Source organism: Flavobacterium marginilacus, assembly GCF_026870155.1.
In the GTDB taxonomy this organism is placed as follows: domain Bacteria; phylum Bacteroidota; class Bacteroidia; order Flavobacteriales; family Flavobacteriaceae; genus Flavobacterium; species Flavobacterium marginilacus.
Genome location: NZ_CP113975.1, coordinates 4687997 through 4706105 on the forward strand (window position 1 = coordinate 4687997; position 18109 = coordinate 4706105).

The window sequence follows — 18109 nt, forward strand, 5'->3', positions numbered from 1 at the left end:
TAATTTTGAAAAATCCTGAAGATTATTAAATTTTCCTGTTTAAAACTTCAAAGTTAATCCAGCAAGGAAATTAATTCCCGCCTGTGGAAAATAATAAACATAACCTCCTCCATAATCAGCTCCGTTTGAAACATAATCAACATCCAGTATATTATTCACCAGAACATTGAATCCTATCGATTTAAAAACCGAAGCCATTTTAATCTCATAAGAAGCATTTAAATCATTCACAAAATAATCTTTTAATTTACCAGTAGTATCATCAATATTATTAAGATACTGATCGCTGACAAATTTAGACAGCCAGCTAACTTTAAATGCTGATACAGGTGCAAAAGTCAAAATGTTCCCTGCAATAAAATCAGGAGAATAAGCAATATTAGTATTTCCTAAATTAACTAAACTCCCGTTGGCATCAGAAACAAAATCAACATTTTTATTACTGCTAAGTGTAAAATTTGGCGAAATAGACCATTGTTTTGCAAATTTAATAACCGCATCAACTTCTAATCCTAATCTATAACTATCGCCGCTGTTCTTGCGCATAGGAGAACCCACGTCATCCAGCTCTCCTGTCAAAACCAGCTGATCAGTGTATTTCATATAATAAACATTAGAATTCACTTGAATTTTACCAGATTTTAATCTCCAGCCCAATTCATAATCATTTAATTTTTCAGGTCTTACATCACTTCCTCCTTCATAATCCGTTCTGTTAGGTTCACGATTTGCTCTGGCATATGAAAAATACAAAGCATTTTTTTCATTAATATTATACGTAAGTCCAGCCTTTGGGTTAAAGAAATTAAAATTATCATCAACCAAGCCTGTTTCTGCTGCATTAGCTTTATATCGCACATTACGGTATTGCAGATCTCCGTAAACACTTAAATTTTCTAACAATTGATAATTGGCTTTTGCAAAAACATTCCCATCCGTTTTTGTCGAAAAATCATCGTAATAATGATCTCCTAATTCACTTTGCGAAGCATATCTCGACCAGATTACTTTTCCAAAATGGTCTCCTTCGTATTTATTCCATCCGCCGCCAAGAATTACATCTAGTTTATCTGCTTTATAATTTGCCGAAAAAGTAGTTCCGTAAAAATCATTATCCAGCCATTTTTGACGAATCAGATCAGTTGTAGTAACAGATCCGACAGGCAGTAAACCATAATCAGCCATAGCTGCATTTTCTTTATAATTCTCATAATAACCTTTGCCTTTAGTGTAATGAAAAGCTAAATTGGTGCTCCAGTTATCGGATACTTTTTCATTCCAATGCAATTGATAATGGTCTTGATGGTAATTGTCGGTTTCATTATCATAATAACGAGGATTTCCAAATTCATCGGTAAACGCTCCAGCGGAATTATAAGTTCTGTCTTCCGCCAATTTAATCGCATCTATTCCGTTCCATGACTGATACGTTTTTTCAGTACCTCCAAAAGTCAGGGCTTTAATTAAAGTAGTTTTCCCTACATAAGTTCCCTGCAGAAAATACGATTTCAAATCACTGCTGGCTCTGTCTATATAACCATCCGATTTTAAAGCCGATAAACGTCCTGCAATTTCAAAATGATCATTCATCAGCCCAGTACTAAATTTTACTGTATGTTTTTGAGTATTGAAACTTCCAAAGGAATTCGAAATTTCGCCTGTACTTTTCTTGGCATAACTATCTGTCAGCATATTCAAACTCGCTCCAAAAGCACCAGCTCCGTTTGTAGAAGTTCCAACCCCGCGCTGCAGCTGTAAACTCTGTACCGAAGAAGCAAAATCAGGCATATTTACCCAATAGGTCCCATGACTTTCAGAATCATTATAAGGAATTCCGTTAATTGTTACATTTACACGAGTCGCATCACTGCCGCGAACACGAATCCCTGTATAACCTAAACCATTACCAGCATCTGAAGTCGTTACCACAGAAGGCAGGTAATTCATCAGCACAGGAATATCCTGACCCAGATTTCGCGCCGCCAATTCTTCTTTACTCATATTAGAAAAACTTACTGGTGTTTTTGTAGTAACTCTCAATGCTGAAACCAGCACTTCATCCAATTGATTAACCTTTGTTGTATCTTTTTGGGCTTCCTGTGCACTTGACAAAACAGAAACAAGAAGAAACAAAGAAGATATTAAAAAACCATTCTTCTTTGTCTTTTCATTTTTTGACTCTTGAGTCCTTTTAAAAAATAGATTTTTCATCCGTAATGATTTACGAATAAAAGGGGGAATTATTCTTTTGTTTAAATTAATAAATGATTGTTCTACGGCAAAAGATAGTGCAGTTACTATTTTTTTTGCCGTTTATTCCCTTGGCAGCATTACCTGCCCAGGTTCTTTGGGTATGATCTCAGCTCGTTATTTGGAGCACCCCTTTGAGACTTTGCAAAAGTAATATTAAAAATTGCAAAAATCAATAGCAATGACAAAAATCAATGGCAATGACAAAATTCAATATCAAATTACAATAAGAATATTTAATCTAAATTCGGTTTTTTACGTGATTGTTTAATCTCAGAAACATTCTTTTTGTCTTTAATTCTTTTTCTGATAGCAGCTTTGGGTATTTTGGCAGGCTTCCGCACTTTTGGCACATACAATCCTTTTTTTAAAATATCCAAAAATCGTTTAGTAACGATCTCTTTATTTTTGAGCTGACTGCGATCTTCATCGCAATTCAAAATCAGCATTAAATCTGAAGTCAGCCGATGCTGTAAATTGGTTTCCAAAACCAGCTTTTCTTCTTGAGAAAGTGCCAATGAATTACGCAAATCAAAAGTCAGCACAACCTTGGACGAAACTTTATTTACGTTCTGCCCTCCGGCACCGCTGCTTCTTACTGCTTTATATTTTACCTCCAAAAGGGCAGTTTGAACTTCCATTTATAAAGGCTGATGTGCTTTTTTTAATAAATCATTTACCGTTTTTACGGGATTAAAAGTTGACAAAGGCACTTCTACAAAAACAGTCAGCCAATTTGCCATAGCTCCATTCCACAAGCCTGGAAGCTCATACGACTTTAAATCAACTCCTGCATGGTTCTTATGCACAATAAAACCGCTTTCGGGATCTATAAACTGTTTTAAATCGAACTTTTGACCTTGATAATTTTTCAATCCGCAAATCAAATCTACAGGATTAAAATGCGTTGAATCTCCAAATATTTTCAATTGTTTACTGTCTTTCAAATCAATCTGCGAACTCTCAACAATCTGCAGAGTCTGCTTACCTTCAATACTTCTTACCCAAAAAGGACCTCCGCCAGGTTCTCCTTCATTTTTTACCATACCGCAAATACGAATGGGCTTATTGAGCAGATCCTTTAATTTACCAATTTGATTTTTTTGTTTAAATTTAAAAAAATCATTATTCAATTCAATATTCAGTTTTTCTTTAATAAAGACCAAAATCCCGCTCAATATTTCTTCAGATACATCACCGCTATCCAATACTTTCAAATATTCAAAAGTCTGAAATTGCAACTCTAACAAGACTCCTGCCAAGCTTTTTTTATAAAATGAAATTTGATGAATGTCATTCTGGATTACATTATCTATATTTTTAACAAAAACAACATCCGCATCAATTGCATTTAAGTTTTCTATCAAAGCACCATGTCCTCCAGGCCGAAAAACCAGCTTTCCATTATCATCTCGAAAAGGTTTATTGTCTAAATCTACAGCAATGGTATCCGTTTCTTTTTTTTGAAAAGAGAAACTAACTTCTATTTTTGAATTCGATTTAATTTCAATTCTTTCTTTAATCCTTTCAATAATAGCTTCAAACTGTTCCTGATGATTCTCAGAAACCGTTAAATGCAGACTGGAATGATTATTCGAAGTTGCATAAAAAGCACACTCATGCAAATGCTCTTCAATAGGGGTAACTATATTCGCTGGATATTTATGAAATGGAAGAATTCCTTTCGGCTTATTAGCAAAGTTGAAATATTCAGGCGACAGGAGAGTCTTTATAAAATAGTAGTTTTTATAATCACTTTTCAGTTTATTAAAATCGGGATATATTTCACGCAGCTTTTCATCCACTTCCTTGAAAAAAGGGAACTTATCCATCCCAACAATAAATAAGGATAATTCAGTATCTTTTTTTCTGTTAATGTAGGCATTAATTGTTTCATGACCTAATTTAAAGTCATTCAAAAAAGTACTCAAGAACTTAAACATTCTTGTTGCAGCACCAGAAGCCGGAACAAATTTCAGCAGTTTGAGACTTGATTTATTAGCGACAAAAAAGTCCGCTTTTTGCTCAAATTCAACATCAGATAATTTTAAAACCCCATGATTTATTGTTGCTGGATTAACCAATATCGTTTTCTGCATACCTTCCTTGAAAATACAAAGCTGTCTTTTTATATTTTCTATTGGAATGCCGTGCTGGTAAATCTGCAAAAAATCAGCAGAAGAGAACCCCATCTCTAAAGCTGCAGTTAATTGCTCTATAATAGCTACAGCCTTCTTTAAGCGGGTCTCTTTATCGCCAGAAATTGTAATAAATGTTTTTTTATTATCAATCAATGACTGTTTAAATACTTCAAAAATACTTTCTCTTCCCTCAGGACTGTCACGCAGACCATCGTCCTCCCAAGGCACATCGATATCTGTCAAAAAAAACAGATCATATTGATGGGTACGGGCCGCTTTATCCAATAATGAATCACAAAAATTATAATACAGCTCTGAAAACACCTTTGTCACTAACAGATTAGTGTCACAAAAAAGATATCTATTAGCAATTAATGCACTTTCATTTTCTAATTTTGTCTGACCATAAGCGATGGGCATCATATCGTCAATATCACAGATTCCACGGCCGCTGTCTAATTTTTCCTGCAGATAATCGCGCGCAAATTCGGGAACCCAAACAGTTTTATAATACTCCGCAAGCTGTGTTGCCAAAGTAGTTTTTCCAGTAGACTCCGGTCCAAAAATAGCAATTTTTATTATTGGTGTAACTCCGGATTTTGCGAGCTGTTTAAGATTTTCTTCCATTCTAAATAACCGTACACGGCAATAATTGTGAATACTGTATATTGAAAACTGGTAAAAGTATAACCTTTTGCAAAATAAAGCGGAATAGAAAGTAAATCTCCTACAATCCAAAAAAGCCAGTTTTCAATTTTTCTTTTTGCCATTAACCACATTCCAACAAAGAAAATTGCAGTCAATATGGTGTCCAAATAGGAATACCAAGTGGTAAATTTATTAAAATAAAGATATACAGCAACTACAAAAACAAGAGTTAATGCAAAAATAATCACAGCAATCCCCCTCTCTTTACCGTTCGTCGTAGAAATTGGAAATTCATCGATATCGCCTTTTTTTCGTGTCCAGTGATACCATCCATAAATGCTCATTATAAAATAATAAACATTTATCATAGAATCTCCCAACAGACTCCATTGCCAAAGCAGATAAGCATATATAAACGTACTGATTAACCCTGTTGGAAAAACCCAAACATTATCTTTCTTAGCATACCAGACACTGCACAGCCCAAAAAAAACTGCAATAAGTTCTAAATACACTTCGTGAATTGGATAATCTTTATATTGGGCAAAAAAATAATCAAACATTTTATTTCAAGTTATGTATTAAAAAAATCGGAATCATTTTCAAACGCTGTTCCAATAACAACTAAATCGGCACCCGATTCGTATGCGTTTTGAATACCCTGCAAATTTGTAATTCCGCCGCCAACAATAAGGGGAATTTCAATATTTTGAGCAACTTCTTGAATCATTTCTAATGGAACAGCCTGCTTTGCACCGCTTCCGCCTTCGAGATAAATCAGCTTATTACCTAACATCTCTCCCGCCTGAGCGGTAGCAACAGCCAAATCCAGCTTTAGTCTTTCTAATGGTTTGGTTTTACTAATACGTTCTACAGCGGTTTCTCCTCCACTCTCTATCAGCATATAACCTGTTGAGATAATTTCAAGTTTTGTTTTCTTCAAAATTGGTGCTGCATCCACTTGGTGGCCTATCAAATAATCAGGGTTTCGCCCTGAAATCAAAGATAAAAACAAAATTGCGTCGGCCTTATCTGAAATTTGGGACGGATTTCCCGGAAAAAGAACAACAGGCAGACTTATCTTTTGTTTTAAAGCTTTGATCAAATCATCCAGAATATTATTCTGAACATGGCTTCCGCCAATAAAAACATGGGTTGCTGGTGACTGCTTGATTTTTTCGATTAAACAGTCCAAATTTGCCCAAATAATTTTATCGGGATCCAGAAGAATGGCAAGCAGCTTCTGATTAGCTTCTTTTGATTGAAGAATTTGTTTATATATAGCCATAGAAATTCAAAGAGATGCGCAAAGTTAGCGTAAAGAGGTACAAAGATTAAAAACTATTTTTCGAAAGCATAAACCAAAATAAAGTTTTCTACTTCCAGATAATTTACTTCGAACATTTTTTCCAAATCATCAAAAAAAAGACAGGCATGGGTTTTATTTTCTGCTAAAGAAAATGACGCCACCTGAATATGATCCTTAAAACTGATTCCTTTTTCGTTTCTGATTTTGAAAATTGCTTCTTTGGCACCCCATTTAACCGTGAGTTTTTTAATGTAATCTAGCGTATCAAAACTTTGCAAACGCTTCAATTCTTTTTCGTTTACAAATTTATCTGCAATACGGATTATTTTCTCACGCTGTAATTCCATGTCGATTCCCACGGTTTCTTCACTGACAATAACTGCGGCAAAATTGTGAGAATGAGTAATCGAAATATAACGGCCATCATCTAAATAAGGTTTACCAAATTCATCATAATGCAGATCAAAGTCACTAATTCCAGCTTCTTGTATCAGCATTCGCACACTCAAAAAAGCACGCTGATGCAATTCGGATTTCATTCCGTTTAATCTGAGCTGTGTTTTTTCTTTTAAAACTACCTTTTGAAATAGCTCATCAAAGGATTCGGTTACTTTCCAAATCAGGATTTGTGTTGTAGGATTGACGTCTATAGTTTTGAATAAAGGCATTGTGATTTTAGATTTTATATAGTGATTTCAGATTTCAGATTTAGAGTTCTGATACCATTTAAGAAATTCCATTTTGTTTTATTTTTCTTAAATCAAAAATCCTAAATCGCTAATCTACAATCTGAAATACTTTCGATTACGGGATTAAACAAATCATAAATATTCCCGAACGCTTTTTAAATAATAAGTTATTATGTAAATTTGCAAAAATTTCAATCCCGAGCCTGAAAAAGCGAACGGACGAAGTAATTATACAAATATACTATAAAAAAATGAGTACAACGACTACGCCATATGTGGCTTTCAAAGTAAAAGACATTTCTCTAGCAGCTTGGGGAAGAAAAGAAATTGAACTAGCTGAGGCTGAAATGCCAGGTTTAATGGCACTTCGCGCTGAATACAAAGATGAACAGCCGCTTAAAGGTGCTCGTATCGCTGGATGTCTGCACATGACTATCCAAACTGCTGTTTTGATTGAAACTTTAATTGCTCTTGGTGCTGAAGTTACTTGGTCTTCCTGCAACATTTTCTCTACTCAGGATCAGGCTGCTGCTGCAATTGCCGCTGCTGGAATCTCAGTTTACGCATGGAAAGGTCTGGACGAAGAATCATTTGACTGGTGTATTGAGCAGACTTTATTCTTTGGAGAAGACAGAAAACCATTGAACATGATTCTTGACGATGGTGGCGATTTAACTAACATGGTTATTGACCGTTACCCAGAATTAGTTCCTGGAATCAAAGGTCTTTCTGAAGAAACGACAACTGGTGTTCACAGACTTTACGAAAGAGTAAAAGCTGGAACTCTTCCAATGCCTGCAATCAATATTAATGACTCTGTTACTAAATCTAAATTTGACAACAAATACGGCTGTAAAGAATCTGCTGTAGATGCAGTACGCCGTGCAACTGACTTGATGTTAGCAGGAAAAAGAGTTATCGTTTGTGGATACGGTGACGTTGGAAAAGGAACTGCTGCTTCTTTCAGAGGTGCTGGTTCTATTGTAACAGTTACTGAAATCGATCCAATCTGTGCGTTACAGGCCGCAATGGACGGTTATGAAGTTAAAAAATTAAGCACTGTAATTGCTAATGCAGATATCATCATTACAACTACAGGAAACAAAGATATCGTTCTTGGGGAGCACTTCGAGCAAATGAAAGACAAAACTGTTGTCTGCAACATCGGTCACTTCGATAATGAAATTGATATGGCATGGTTAAACAAAAACCACGGTGCATCTAAAATCGAAATCAAACCACAGGTTGACAAATACAACATCAACGGAAAAGATATCATCATCTTGGCTGAAGGCCGTTTGGTAAACCTTGGCTGCGCTACAGGTCACCCAAGTTTTGTAATGAGTAACTCGTTCACAAACCAAACTTTGGCTCAAATCGAATTGTGGAAAAACAGCGCTGCATACAAAAATGAAGTTTACATGTTACCAAAACATTTAGATGAAAAAGTTGCCGCTTTACACTTAGCTAAATTAGGTGTTGAACTTGAAGTTCTAAGAGAAGATCAAGCTGCTTACATTGGTGTTGAAGTTCAAGGTCCATTCAAACCAGAATATTATAGATACTAAATAAGTATAGATTGTAAGATCTAAAATATCATTAAAAAACCCTTGTAAACTGATTCATTATCAGATTGCAAGGGTTTTTAATGATATTATCTACTTCAAAAGCATCGAATGATCCGTAATAAAAGATAACATACCAAATCTGTCAGTACATCCAGCATCAGTCATTCAGATTCAAACCCACATCTGTTATCGTAGCTGTAACAGGAATTTCTTTTGGCAGTAATTGCTCTTCTTTTTTTAATTTTTCAATTTTTTCTAACTGCTTACGCTTGCTTTTATTTGTAACAGATATTATAATGACCGAGCTTGCCGTAAACCCTCCAAATGCTGTCATAGCCAAATCTGCACCATTAAAATCAGTCTTACCATATTTCAGGTCATAAGCCTCTTTCATTGCTCCCACTAAAACAGCACAAGCAGTCGAATAAAGAAGTGCCTTTGGAGCACTCTTTGTTAATTTATGAATCGGTCCATATGCCAATACAGACACTAATGCTCCTGCGCCAAAATGCGCCAATTTATCCTGCTTAACATCTATTTGAGAAATTAAGGATGCAGAGTACAAAAAAATCAGGGAAAATGTTTTCATAATCTTATATTTTTATACTTAAAGTTAAAAAAAAGACATCCTAAATCAGGTGTAACCCTTTTAATTTTAACACTAATAAGACTAATAAACAAGTATACTAGACCAAACAAAAACATTTCACAAAATAATCAGTTTATTCATTCGTTTTGGACAAAATAAAATAGTAGTATTTTTATTTTAAACTGTTAAATTCAATCCTAAAAACGAGAAAAAAATCACTTAAATTATCATATTATTACAAATAAAAACTAAAAACAATATAACCTAAAAATTTTAACATAAAAATTACAAATAATTCACTTACCTATTTTATTCTGAATCAGAAATATCACATCAAAATCATGTAAAAATCTCTACATAAGAGCTAAAATTCAAAACTATAAAATAAGTATTTTCTTCTTTTTTTCTTGGATTACTGATAAAGAATTCACAATTCCTGTTTTAACAAATTAACGAAGCATTACATAATTAGAACTCTTGCAGCATTATGATATTTTTTCCTTTAGACATACCTTTTCAAATATCAATACAACTATAACTCTTAATCTTGTAACGCCTACGGAGTTCTGTTTTAGTAAATAATCCCAATTCAAACTCTTTTACTACTTGCTTTTTAAATACCTCGCTATAAGTTTCTACAGGGAAGCTTTTTTTTGAATTCTTTACTTGATAGTGACATAATTAAAGTAATTATAGTCAACTTTTTTTAGAACGAGACAAAACAAACAAAAACCCGTCTCGTATTATTTAACGAGACGGGTTTTGTATAATGAGAAATCTTTATGATTATGCTTCGAATGGAAGTATAGAAACATAAGATTTGTTATCTCTTTTCTTTTGGAAAACAACAACTCCATCAACTTTTGCATGTAAAGTATGATCTTTACTGATGTAAACGTTTTCACCTGGATTGTGTTTTGAACCTCTTTGTCTTACGATGATGTTCCCAGCAATAGCAGCCTGACCACCAAAAATCTTAACGCCTAAACGTTTTGATTCTGATTCTCTACCATTCTTCGAACTACCGACACCTTTCTTGTGAGCCATGACGTATTAGTTTATTTTGTTATTATTCTTGTGTATCTTCTTTTTTAGCTTTAGGAGCTTTTTTTACTTTAGGAGCTGCTACTTCAGCATCTTCTGTTGAAGCTTCAGCTGCTGCTTTTTTTGGAGCTGTTGCTTTTTTAACTGTTCCTCCTGCAGTAATACCTTCAATTACAATTTGAGTAAGATATTGTCTGTGACCGTTTCTTTTTTTGAATCCTTTTCTTCTTTTCTTTTTGAAAACGATAACTTTATCACCTTTTAAGTGTTGTAACACTTTAGCTTCTACTGAAGCACCTTCTATAGCTGGGGCGCCTATTGTGATTGATCCGTTATCATCTACCAAATAAACTTTATCAAAAGAAACTTTTGATCCTTCTTCATTTGCCAAACGGTGAACGTAAACCTTTAGGTCTTTGCTAACTTTAAACTGTTGCCCTGCTATCTCTACGATTGCATACATACTGAATTGTTTTAATAATTTTTAAGGATGCAAATATACAATTAAATATTTACCCTGCAATCCTTTGATAAAAAAATATTTAATTGATTTTCAAAACCTGTTTCAGCCTCTTTTTGAAACACTTACAGCCAAAAAACAAAAGAGCGTTAATAAATTCTTAATACTGTATTTACTTACTTTCTGTCCAATAAAAAAAGTACTTTTGTGTAACAAATCCATAAAACCAATACCTATATAATCAAATTATTAATCTTTATGAAAAAATCAATAATGATGTTAAGCGCTGCATTAATGTTAGGAGGAGTAGCTTCGGCTCAAAAAGTAGCTTTCGAAGAATACGATTTAGATAACGGATTACACGTTATATTACATCACGACAACTCTGCCCCTGTTGTAATTACGTCTGTTATGTATCATGTAGGCGCCAAAGACGAAAAACCGGACCGTACTGGTTTTGCCCACTTTTTTGAACATCTATTATTTGAAGGAACCGAAAACATTAAAAGAGGCGAATGGTTCAAAATTGTAACTTCGAATGGAGGCACCAATAACGCTAACACCACCGATGACAGAACTTATTATTATGAAATATTCCCATCAAACAATTTGGAATTAGGACTTTGGATGGAATCCGAAAGATTAATGCATCCAATAATCAATAAGATTGGGGTAGATACTCAAAACGAAGTGGTAAAAGAAGAAAAAAGAACAAGTTACGACAACAGACCTTACGGGAACATTCTGACTGCTGTAAAAGAAAACATGTTTAAAAATCATCCGTACCGCTGGACAACTATTGGTTCAATGAAAGATTTGGATGCTGCTACTCTTGAAGAATTTCAAGCATTCAACAAAAAGTTTTACCTGCCAAACAATGCTGTATTGGTAGTAGCTGGTGATTTCGAAAAAAACCAGGCAAAAGAATGGATTCAAAAATACTTTGGACCAATTGCCAAAGGCGAGGTAACTCCTAAAAAAATCTATACCGAAGAACCAATAACGCAGACTATCAAAGCTACTTACGAAGACCCTAATATTCAGATCCCAATGTTAGTAGCCAGCTACCGCACTCCTTCAATGAAAAGCAGGGACGCAAGAGTTTTGGATTTGATTTCATCTTATCTAAGTGACGGAAAAAGTTCCAAACTTTACAAAAAAGTAGTTGATGACAAAAAAATGGCACTGCAGATTGGCGCAGTTGGTTTCAGTCAGGAAGATTACGGTATGTACATATTATATGGCCTGCCAATGGGAACTTTCACAACAACAGATATTCTTAAAGAGATAGACGAAGAAATTGTAAAAATACAAACTGAATTAATTTCCGAAAATGACTATCAAAAATTACAGAACAAGTTTGATAACAGCTTCGTAAACGCTAATTCTACTATTGAAGGAATTGCTAACAATCTAGCATCCTTCTATCTGCTGTACAAAGATGTAAATCTAATCAACACAGAAATCGAATTATACCATTCTATTACACGTGAAGAAATAAGAGAGGTTGCTAAAAAATACCTAAATCCAAACCAGCGTTTACTTTTAGATTATGTACCAGCCAAAGCAAAACCTCTTAACTAAAGAAACCAACATCATGAAAAAAACAAGTATACTATTCATCCTTCTATTTTTAACAGGAATCATGCAAGCACAAGACCGCACGCAACCCAAACCCGGAAAATCACCTACAATTAATATCAAAAAACCACAAACCTTTGTTTTAGCAAACGGCATGAAAGTATTGGTAGTTGAAAACCATAAACTGCCAAGGGTTTCTTTCAATTTAACCTTGGATAATGCACCATTTGCAGAAGGAAATAAAAAAGGAGTCGATGAATTGACGAGTAACTTAATAGGTAATGGAAGTAAAAAAACATCAAAAACTGCTTTCAATGAAGAAATAGACTTTCTTGGAGCTGACATTAATTTCAGTTCACAGGGAGCTACTGCCAATTCTCTTTCTAAATACAGCGGAAGAGTTTTAGAACTAATGGCTGAAGGTGCTTTAAATCCAAATTTCACCCAAGAAGAATTTGACAAAGAAAAAGCCAAAATGATTGAAGGCATGAAAGCCGAAGAAAAAAGCGTTCCAGCAATTGCTAATCGTGTGGTAGATGCTTTAGCTTACGGCAAAACTCATCCTTCTGGTGAATTTGTTACAGAAGCAACATTAAACAATATTACTCTCGCAGACATTGAAACCAATTACAGCAATTACTTTGTTCCAGAGAACGCTTATTTAGTAGTTATTGGTGACATCAAATATAAAAATGTAAAAGAGGCGGTAGAAAAACTATTTGGCAAATGGCCGAAAAAAAGCGCACCAAAAACATCCTACGATATCCCAGTAAATGTTTCTAATCTGCAAATCAACTTAGTTGACGTTCCAAATGCTGTTCAGTCTGAAATTACACTTGTAAATACTGTAAACTTAAAAATGGGAGATCCAGATTTTTTCCCTGCAGTTATTGCCAATCAGATTCTAGGAGGTGACTTCAACAGTTATCTGAATATGAATCTACGCGAAAAACATGCTTGGACCTATGGCGCAAGATCAAATGTCGGAGCAGGAAAATACACTAATAAATTCTTTGCAAAATCAGCTGTAAGAAACTCCGTTACCGATAGTGCCGTAGTAGAATTTGTCAAAGAAATAAAAAGAATAAGAACTGAAAAGGTAACCGAAGAAGTACTTGCTACTGTAAAAGCAGGCTACATTGGACGTTTTGTGATGCAGGTCGAAAAACCGCAGGCAGTAGCCAGATATGCATTAAACATTGAAACCGAAAAACTTCCAGCCGATTTCTACGAAAAATACATACAGACCATAAACGCAGTAACCGCTGATGACATACTGCGTGTTGCCAACAAATATTTCTTAATAGACAATATCCGAATAGTTATTGCCGGAAAGGCATCTGAAATAGGACCAGGTTTGGAAAAATTAAAGATTCCAATGTTTTATTTTGACAAATATGCTAATCCTTTAGAAAAACCTGTGTTGAAAAAAGAAATTCCAGCAGGAATTACAGCTAAAAATGTATTTGAAAACTACATAAAAGCAATTGGAGGAGAAAAAGCAGTAGCTGCTGTAAAATCTATTGCTGTAAGCGGAACAACTTCTGTACCGCAGGCCCCATCTCCTTTAACTTTCACTTCAAAAACAGACATCAAAGGAAACTCATTAATAGAAATCGCAATGGGACCTATGAGTATAATGAAACAGGTCGTTAATCAAAAAGGAGCTTACGCTATTCAGCAGGGACTGCGCAAGGATTTTGAAGGAGCAGAATTAGCCGAAATGAAAGCATCAGCAACACCGTTTGAAGAAGTGCTTTTATTAAAAAATCCGGCTCTTATCATCGACAGAATTGAAAATATCAATGGAAGTGATGCTTTTGCTATCAAAAACAACAAAACAACATACTTCTACGACACCAAAACAGGATTAAAACTTGCCGAAACCAAAAACCTAGAACAGGGAGGCCAAAAAATGACAGTGACTACAAATTTTGGAGATTACAGAGAAGTAAAAAGCATAAAAGTGCCATTCAATATTATTCAAAACGTAGGTATAGAATTAAACATCAAAATATCTGAAGTTACAATAAACGAGGGAGTAAAAGACACTGACTTTCAATAGTCTTATACATTCAAAAAAAACAAAGACTGCTTTAATCGGCAGTCTTTTTTATTTAAAATTAAAAATTATGACTAAATTTTTCAACCACTTAAAGATTGGTGGATTCAACATATAAATGCAACAGTATTCAATTTATTGATTTTTTCGGCGAAAATTTCATTAGGTGTTTTATAGCCAAATCTTTTTCTGGGTCTGTTGTTTAATGTATTAACTACTGTTTTTATTTGTTGTTCTTCGATGTTTTCAAAGTTAGATTTTTTAGGAAAATATTGTCTTATTAATCCGTTTAAATTTTCATTGGCTCCTCGTTCCCAGCTATGGTAGGGTTTGGCAAAATAATAATCGATATCTAAATCTTCTGCAATGGCCCGATGATTGGCAAATTCCTTTCCATTATCCGAAGTAATGGTCTTGATTATTGGTTTCCAATCTTTCAATAATTCAATTGTTTTCTGCTGTATTGCACTAGCTTCTTTGCTTTCTACTTTTCCCATAAAAAGTATTCCAGAGGCTCTGTCATTGATAGTTAGTAACGCTCCTTTGTGATTCTTACCAATGACCAAATCAATCTCTAAATCGCCCAATCTACTTTTCTTTTCTACAATCTTTGGACGCTCGCTAATATCGACCCTACCAATAATAAGTCCTCTTTTATCCTTTAAATGTCCTCTTTTTTTATACTTTTTACCCTTGGTCCTAAGATGTTTATATAAGAGTCCTCCTTTGCGTTTATTTTCCCAAATATATTGATAGATTCTTTCTTTAGAAACCATTGCTCTTTTGTCAATTTTTGCTCTGCCAACAATTTGTTCAGGACTGTAATCTTGCTTTAAATAAAACAAAATATTTGCTTCAACTTCTGAGGTTAAAGTGCATTTTTTGATCTTAACCTTATGCCTGTTTAAAGCTTTTTTATCCGCCAAAACAGCTTTATAAACACCACTTCTTTGATCAGAATTACGTTTTATTTCTCGAGAAATAACTGATTTGTTTTTATCTACCAATTCAGCAATTTCGGAAATACTGATACCGGCATTTCTATATACTTCTATTTTGTATCTTTGTTCTAACGTTAAATGTGCCATCTATTTTGAGTGTTGCAACCCAAAGATATGATGATTTTTTCGCCAACTCTAGTGTTATTCTTTTGACCTAGGTCAAAAGAATAACACTAGAGTTTTTTTTCACGTTGCATTTATTACTTGAATCTAAGATTATAATTAAGTTCAAATTCAGCAAAATACAAAAGATTTAAAGACGCAGCTGCTGTAAAAAAAGCGTCCTATTTCTTAGCAGATAAATAAACCCCAATTAAAATAATAAAAGCACCTACACACTGAACAAAAGTCAGCACCTCATTATCCAGCAATCCCCAAAAAATAGCAATTACAGGAATAAGATAGGTAACCGAAGTTGCAAAAACAGGCGATGAAATCTGGATTAATTTAAAGAAAATAACATTGGCAATTCCAGTACCTACAACTCCTAAAATCAATATAAACCAAAGAGAATGCTGTACTTTTTCAACATGAACAACTTCAAAGAAATCAGTAAAAAACAAAATTCCTAAAGCAGGAAAAAGCAAGATTAAAAAATTCCCGGTAGTTATACTCAAAGGAGTCAGATCCGACAAATACCTTTTGATTAAATTGACATTTGCTGCATAACAGATAGATGCAGCCAATACCAAAACAGCATAATAATAATTTTGCTCCGGATGATTTACTGCCCCATTAAAAACTAAAAGCAGACACCCCAGAAGCCCTATAATTACACCCCATATCTGACTTTTTCGAAAAGTAATCCCAAAAAAAACAGCACCTAAAATCAGTGTATTTAATGGTGTCAATGAATTTAAAATAGCCGTAATTGAACTGTCAATCTGAGTTTCTGCTATAGCAAAAAGATAGGCTGGAATGAATGTACCAAATAAAGAGGTCAGCATAATATATTTCCATTGATGCCTTGGAATTTTAGTTAAACTCTCGAATCCAATCAAAAACAAAAACAATGCAGCAAAAATAATCCGCAGGGAACCCAATTGCAGAGCAGTCAGTCCAATCAAGCCCTTTTTTATCAATATAAAAGAACTTCCCCAAATTAAGGACAGCACCAATAAATAGATCCACTTTAACTGTTTAGTCATGATAAATTGTATTTTGATGCAAAATTGTAATATTTTTAGCAACTATTACTCCTTTTTTAATTAATTTTGCAGTAAATTACAAAAAACAAAAAATTAATTAAAAATCTCATCATAATGAATTTCAAAAAATCAATCGCAATTATAGCAATATCAGGGTTACTTTTTTCCAGCTGTAAAGACAGTAAATCAGAAGTTAAAGCCGAAACTGCTGCAGCTGAAGCACCAGCTCCAAAAGCTAAAAAAGAAATTGCTGCAGCCAATCTCCAGACAGCGAGTTTTACTATCGAAGGAATGACTTGTGCAGTAGGATGCGCTGCAACAATCCAGGAAGAATTAACAGGACTGGACGGTGTACAGGAAGCTAAAGTTGATTTTGACAAAAAACTTGCTACCGTTACATTTGACAAAACAGTTCAGACTCCAGAAAACTTAACAAAAGTAGTTCAGGCAACCGGTGACGGAAAAACATATAAAGTTTCTAATATGAAGTCTTAAATAGTTAAAAATAATTAGTGAATAATCCTGAGTCTCTAGATTTTAAATCATTAGAAAACGGAAAACGTTCGAATAATCTACGAGTTATTTATAAATCATATGTTTCAGCAAAGGACTAAGGATTATTCCCTAATAATAATTTATCTTTATTTAAAGTTATCAAGGCAGTAAAAATAGTTAATAATAAATATATTCAGAATTCTAAGATCATAGCACTGCCTTTAAGACTTAAATTTCAGCATCCCCCACGTGTTCTTTATCTCTTCATCAACAAGAGCATCATCCCCTTTATTATAAAAAAACAATATCTCAGCTCTTCCCACATTATCTTTATATTCTATTATTTTTTTACATCTGTCATAAATTCCTTTATACTTTTTCGTTATCTTCATGTTGTAAATTATACCTCTATCAGCACTTATTTTTTTTAATTGAAGAGAATCGAGATACTTCACTTTATACCATGTAGTATCAGCCTCATAAGCTATCGCCTCTAGATTAATCTTTGTTGGGTTTCCAAAAACTTCCCTTATGCGTTTCCCTCTTGGTGTATCGTCAGCCATGGTATAAATCATAGCAAAAGCAACTACAATATCATGCGTTTTGCTTTTTATACCATGATCAAATGCACTTTGTATAAAATTTTCATTGCCATTATAACAACTTTCTACCTCTATCCCATAATAACTGTTAGGAGCTTGATATACCATATTATACCACTTATTACCTGCTTTTTCTTTAAATTTTTCATCTAATTGGTTTTGTGCATGCAAAGAAAAGTCAAAATAAACGATTGTTATTAATACAAAAACAAGTTCAAACCCTTTCTTTATTAATGATTTGTGTATCATATATTAAAAGTTTAAAAAAGTATATAAATTATCTTATCAAGAAATATTCTATTGACATAATCCACTTACGCCTGCATATTTTTCCATACAATCAATGTCAATATATTTTATTATAACACCATTTTGAGAATCACTACAAATATATTTAGAACCATCAGCAGTTATCCCTGTTATTACTACAGCATGAAGATTTGAAGAAACTCCATTTGAACTATAAGCACGATAAATACCAACTGCAAAATTTGTACCACCAGCAACAATAAAACTACTCAA

The 18109-nt window shown here is 33.9% G+C and carries 17 protein-coding genes; 4 read left to right on the forward strand and 13 right to left on the reverse strand.

Annotated elements, in window-relative coordinates:
• Positions 1 to 39: 39 nt before the first annotated feature.
• The 6 genes from OZP07_RS19545 to OZP07_RS19570 all read right to left on the reverse strand — a co-directional run bounded on the left by OZP07_RS19545 (position 40) and on the right by OZP07_RS19570 (position 7016).
• The gene (locus OZP07_RS19545) at positions 40 to 2211 is read right to left on the reverse strand and encodes a TonB-dependent receptor (protein ID WP_281636414.1); all 2172 of its coding nucleotides are present in this window, start codon (positions 2209 to 2211) and stop codon (positions 40 to 42) included.
• A 275-nt stretch (positions 2212 to 2486) separates the two neighbouring features.
• Positions 2487 to 2891, reverse strand: coding sequence for an alternative ribosome rescue aminoacyl-tRNA hydrolase ArfB (gene arfB / locus OZP07_RS19550; RefSeq protein WP_281636415.1), 405 nt, complete (start codon positions 2889 to 2891; stop codon positions 2487 to 2489).
• The gene (locus OZP07_RS19555; RefSeq protein ID WP_281636416.1) at positions 2892 to 5018 is read right to left on the reverse strand and encodes a DUF4301 family protein; all 2127 of its coding nucleotides are present in this window, start codon (positions 5016 to 5018) and stop codon (positions 2892 to 2894) included.
• A complete protein-coding gene (gene pnuC, locus OZP07_RS19560; RefSeq protein WP_194643963.1) occupies positions 4970 to 5602 on the reverse strand; it encodes a nicotinamide riboside transporter PnuC in 633 nt (210 codons plus the stop codon). Before pnuC ends, OZP07_RS19555 begins: the two co-directional genes overlap by 49 nt.
• An 11-nt stretch (positions 5603 to 5613) precedes the next feature.
• On the reverse strand, positions 5614 to 6327 hold the full coding sequence (locus OZP07_RS19565; protein WP_281636417.1) for a phosphoglycerol geranylgeranyltransferase: 714 nt from the start codon (positions 6325 to 6327) through the stop codon (positions 5614 to 5616).
• Between the two features lie 53 nt (positions 6328 to 6380).
• Positions 6381 to 7016 carry a 4'-phosphopantetheinyl transferase family protein gene (locus OZP07_RS19570; protein WP_281636418.1) on the reverse strand — a complete coding sequence of 212 codons (636 nt, stop codon included), beginning with the start codon at positions 7014 to 7016 and terminating at the stop codon, positions 6381 to 6383.
• A 272-nt stretch (positions 7017 to 7288) separates the two neighbouring features.
• Here OZP07_RS19570 and ahcY point away from each other — a divergent pair, with 272 nt between their 5' ends.
• Positions 7289 to 8605 (forward strand): adenosylhomocysteinase, encoded by a 1317-nt coding sequence (gene ahcY / locus OZP07_RS19575; RefSeq protein ID WP_281636419.1) that lies wholly within the window; start codon positions 7289 to 7291, stop codon positions 8603 to 8605.
• A 157-nt stretch (positions 8606 to 8762) separates the two neighbouring features.
• Here ahcY and OZP07_RS19580 read toward each other — a convergent pair whose 3' ends face one another.
• From OZP07_RS19580 to rplU, 3 genes are all read right to left on the reverse strand, one after another.
• A complete protein-coding gene (locus tag OZP07_RS19580) occupies positions 8763 to 9194 on the reverse strand; it encodes a YfiM family lipoprotein (RefSeq protein ID WP_281636420.1) in 432 nt (143 codons plus the stop codon).
• Between the two features lie 786 nt (positions 9195 to 9980).
• On the reverse strand, positions 9981 to 10241 hold the full coding sequence (gene rpmA / locus OZP07_RS19585) for a 50S ribosomal protein L27 (protein WP_035634391.1): 261 nt from the start codon (positions 10239 to 10241) through the stop codon (positions 9981 to 9983).
• 22 nt (positions 10242 to 10263) lie between these two features.
• A complete protein-coding gene (gene rplU, locus OZP07_RS19590; RefSeq protein WP_281636421.1) occupies positions 10264 to 10701 on the reverse strand; it encodes a 50S ribosomal protein L21 in 438 nt (145 codons plus the stop codon).
• Between the two features lie 255 nt (positions 10702 to 10956).
• On the opposite strand from rplU, the gene OZP07_RS19595 reads away from it, so the two are divergent.
• Together OZP07_RS19595 and OZP07_RS19600 are read left to right on the forward strand one after the other, a co-directional pair.
• A complete protein-coding gene (locus OZP07_RS19595) occupies positions 10957 to 12282 on the forward strand; it encodes a M16 family metallopeptidase (protein ID WP_281636422.1) in 1326 nt (441 codons plus the stop codon).
• Between the two features lie 13 nt (positions 12283 to 12295).
• Positions 12296 to 14344, forward strand: coding sequence for a M16 family metallopeptidase (locus OZP07_RS19600; protein WP_281636423.1), 2049 nt, complete (start codon positions 12296 to 12298; stop codon positions 14342 to 14344).
• Between the two features lie 104 nt (positions 14345 to 14448).
• On the opposite strand, the gene OZP07_RS19605 is transcribed toward OZP07_RS19600, so the two are convergent.
• Positions 14449 to 15429: an IS30 family transposase gene (locus OZP07_RS19605; RefSeq protein ID WP_281635297.1), complete on the reverse strand. Its 981-nt coding sequence runs from the start codon at positions 15427 to 15429 to the stop codon at positions 14449 to 14451.
• Positions 15430 to 15626: 197 nt separating this feature from the next.
• Positions 15627 to 16493, reverse strand: a complete 867-nt coding sequence (locus OZP07_RS19610; protein ID WP_194644246.1) for a DMT family transporter — start codon at positions 16491 to 16493, stop codon at positions 15627 to 15629.
• 111 nt (positions 16494 to 16604) lie between these two features.
• On the opposite strand from OZP07_RS19610, the gene OZP07_RS19615 reads away from it, so the two are divergent.
• Complete coding sequence (locus OZP07_RS19615) at positions 16605 to 16985, forward strand: heavy-metal-associated domain-containing protein (protein WP_281636424.1); 381 nt, start codon at positions 16605 to 16607, stop codon at positions 16983 to 16985.
• A gap of 221 nt (positions 16986 to 17206) precedes the next feature.
• On the opposite strand, the gene OZP07_RS19620 is transcribed toward OZP07_RS19615, so the two are convergent.
• Together OZP07_RS19620 and OZP07_RS19625 are read right to left on the reverse strand one after the other, a co-directional pair.
• Positions 17207 to 17836 (reverse strand): hypothetical protein, encoded by a 630-nt coding sequence (locus OZP07_RS19620; RefSeq protein WP_281636425.1) that lies wholly within the window; start codon positions 17834 to 17836, stop codon positions 17207 to 17209.
• A 48-nt stretch (positions 17837 to 17884) separates the two neighbouring features.
• On the reverse strand, positions 17885 to 18109 hold the full coding sequence (locus OZP07_RS19625) for a hypothetical protein (protein ID WP_281636426.1): 225 nt from the start codon (positions 18107 to 18109) through the stop codon (positions 17885 to 17887).

Coding starts and splice junctions, on each gene's coding strand:
- OZP07_RS19545 (WP_281636414.1), bottom strand. CDS start 2,211: ATGAAAAATCTATTTTTTAAAAGGACTCAAGAGTCAAAAAATGAAAAG.
- arfB (WP_281636415.1), bottom strand. CDS start 2,891: ATGGAAGTTCAAACTGCCCTTTTGGAGGTAAAATATAAAGCAGTAAGA.
- OZP07_RS19555 (WP_281636416.1), bottom strand. CDS start 5,018: ATGGAAGAAAATCTTAAACAGCTCGCAAAATCCGGAGTTACACCAATA.
- pnuC (WP_194643963.1), bottom strand. CDS start 5,602: ATGTTTGATTATTTTTTTGCCCAATATAAAGATTATCCAATTCACGAA.
- OZP07_RS19565 (WP_281636417.1), bottom strand. CDS start 6,327: ATGGCTATATATAAACAAATTCTTCAATCAAAAGAAGCTAATCAGAAG.
- OZP07_RS19570 (WP_281636418.1), bottom strand. CDS start 7,016: ATGCCTTTATTCAAAACTATAGACGTCAATCCTACAACACAAATCCTG.
- ahcY (WP_281636419.1), top strand. CDS start 7,289: ATGAGTACAACGACTACGCCATATGTGGCTTTCAAAGTAAAAGACATT.
- OZP07_RS19580 (WP_281636420.1), bottom strand. CDS start 9,194: ATGAAAACATTTTCCCTGATTTTTTTGTACTCTGCATCCTTAATTTCT.
- rpmA (WP_035634391.1), bottom strand. CDS start 10,241: ATGGCTCACAAGAAAGGTGTCGGTAGTTCGAAGAATGGTAGAGAATCA.
- rplU (WP_281636421.1), bottom strand. CDS start 10,701: ATGTATGCAATCGTAGAGATAGCAGGGCAACAGTTTAAAGTTAGCAAA.
- OZP07_RS19595 (WP_281636422.1), top strand. CDS start 10,957: ATGAAAAAATCAATAATGATGTTAAGCGCTGCATTAATGTTAGGAGGA.
- OZP07_RS19600 (WP_281636423.1), top strand. CDS start 12,296: ATGAAAAAAACAAGTATACTATTCATCCTTCTATTTTTAACAGGAATC.
- OZP07_RS19605 (WP_281635297.1), bottom strand. CDS start 15,429: ATGGCACATTTAACGTTAGAACAAAGATACAAAATAGAAGTATATAGA.
- OZP07_RS19615 (WP_281636424.1), top strand. CDS start 16,605: ATGAATTTCAAAAAATCAATCGCAATTATAGCAATATCAGGGTTACTT.
- OZP07_RS19620 (WP_281636425.1), bottom strand. CDS start 17,836: ATGATACACAAATCATTAATAAAGAAAGGGTTTGAACTTGTTTTTGTA.